This is a genomic window from Corallococcus terminator, from assembly GCF_003611635.1.
Lineage (GTDB): Bacteria > Myxococcota > Myxococcia > Myxococcales > Myxococcaceae > Corallococcus > Corallococcus terminator.
Map to the genome: position 1 here is coordinate 1 of NZ_RAVZ01000644.1, position 1,886 is coordinate 1,886.

General features: G+C 68.3%; 1 protein-coding gene and 1 pseudogene. Both read right to left on the reverse strand.

Annotation, left to right across the window (positions count from 1 at the left end; translation table 11 throughout):
• Positions 1-214: pseudogene (locus tag D7V88_RS41085) on the reverse strand (hypothetical protein); the annotation flags it as partial.
• A complete protein-coding gene (locus tag D7V88_RS41090) occupies positions 211-1,719 on the reverse strand; it encodes an OpgD/OpgG family glucan biosynthesis protein (RefSeq protein WP_120545905.1) in 1,509 nt (502 codons plus the stop codon). The pseudogene D7V88_RS41085 and the gene D7V88_RS41090, both read right to left, overlap by 4 nt.
• Positions 1,720-1,886: the final 167 nt, after the last annotated feature.

Consider the following 1,886-nt stretch of genomic DNA (forward strand, 5'->3'; position numbering starts at 1 on the left):
CCAGCCACCCCTCCACCCGCCAGCGCGCGAGCGCCAGCGCGGCTTCCGGAGACAGCGACAGGTCGCGGGTGCCCAGGACCCAGTTCGCCAGGCGCTCCAGGTCTCCACGGCCACTGAAGCCGAAGTCCTGGAAGAAGCCCACCAGCGCTTCGTGGGTGTCCACGCGGGCCTGGGGCATCGCCGGGGCGAAGGAGAGGAAGGGGTGCGTGGTCACGGAATCCACAGGTAGCTCCAGGTCTCGGTGAGGGTCTCGGAACCGCGTTTGAGGAAGCAGCGGAGCTCGACGGGTCCTTCTCCGTCGGGCATCAGCTCGAAGGCCGCGCGATAGCCACCGGTGATGGCGTGGACTTCCGCGCGCGGGTGCAGCACCTGCCCACGGGAGGCGGTGACGACCGCTTCCACAGGACCCGTGCCGTCCCCCGTGTTCTGGGTGAAATCGAGGACGAAGCGACGCGCCCCCGGCTTGCTGCCCGCGGCGACACGCGTCGCCGCGACGACCGACCCCGAGGACTTCACACCTTCCGGCGCGAAGCCCCACGACAGTCGATACGAGAATTCAAGCTGTGCACCCGCCGCCAGCGGCGCATCCGGTACCCAGAAGGCGACGATGTTGTCGTGGATCTCCTCGCGGGTGGGCAGCTCCACCAGCCGCACGGAGCCCTTGCCCCAGTCACCCACCGGCTGCACCCAGGCACCCGGCCGACGCTCGGAGCGCGCCTCCAGGTCTTCATAACTGGTGAACGCCTGGTCGCGCTGCAGGAGGCCGAAGCCCGACAGCCCGTCCGAATGGAAGCTGCTCACCTGGGTGTGCTTGGGGTTCTTCAGCGGGCGCCACAGCTTCTCGCCGTTCTTCATCCACACCAGGAGGCCGTCGGAGTCATGCACCTCGGGACGGAAGTCGTCAAAGTCGCCCCGGTCGTTCTCTCCGAAGAGGAACATGCTGGTCAGCGGCGCCAGGCCCAACTGCCGCACCTGCTTGCGGGCGAACAGCGTCGCCGTGATGTCCATCACCGTCTGCTCGCCCGGCTGGATGACGAAGCGGTAGGCGCCCGTGACGCTGGTGCTGTCGAGCAGCGCGTGCACCACCACCTGGTCCGAACCCTCCGCCGGCTTCTCCAGCCAGAACTCGCGGAACGTCGGGAACTCCTCGGGGCCCTGCAGCGCCGTGTCGATGGCGAGCCCGCGCGCTGACAGGCCGTACAGGTTGCCCTTGCCCAGGGCGCGGAAGTAGCTGGCGCCCAGGAAGGCCACCAGTTCGTCGTAGTAGCCCTTCGTGTTCAGCGGCGCGTTGAGACGGAAGCCCGCGAAGCCATTCACCTTCCCCCTGGGCGGCGTTCCCACCAGGGGCCCGTAGGTGAACTGATCCGTGGAGAAGGGCACCGGGCGCGCCTTGCCCCCGGACACCTCGTTCACCTGGACGGGACGCGTGTAATAGAAGCCCGGGTGGAAGAACTGCGCCCGGAACTGGAGGTTCGCGTCACGCCACAGGGAGCTGGCGTCGCGGAAGCGGATGTCCCGGTACTGATCGTAGGTGAGCTTCTCGAAGGACGGCGGCACCCCGATGGGCGGCTCCTGGTACGGCTTCGCGGCCAGCGCGCGGGCCCGCTCCTTCACCGTCTCCATGGAGAACCCCGAACCCCGGGCCGCCACGGACGTCGTCGCCGGCTTCGGCTGGGCACACGCCAGCGTCGCCGCGCACAACCCCACACCCCAGGCCATCCCCACCGTCTGTCGCTGCCACCGCGTCAATTCCCGCTCCTTCCAGGTGCTCACTGCCCGCGCCTTCACGGCGCGACGCGGCATAGGCTAGCAACGGTCGTGCCAGACGACAGGGGCTGGGGAATTTCCCAATCAATCCAGGCACCTGCCCTCTGATGGATATTTGC

Bases quoted from the DNA above. Each gene is read 5' to 3' on its own strand.
- D7V88_RS41090 (WP_120545905.1), bottom strand. From the start codon at position 1,719: ATGGCCTGGGGTGTGGGGTTGTGCGCGGCGACGCTGGCGTGTGCCCAG.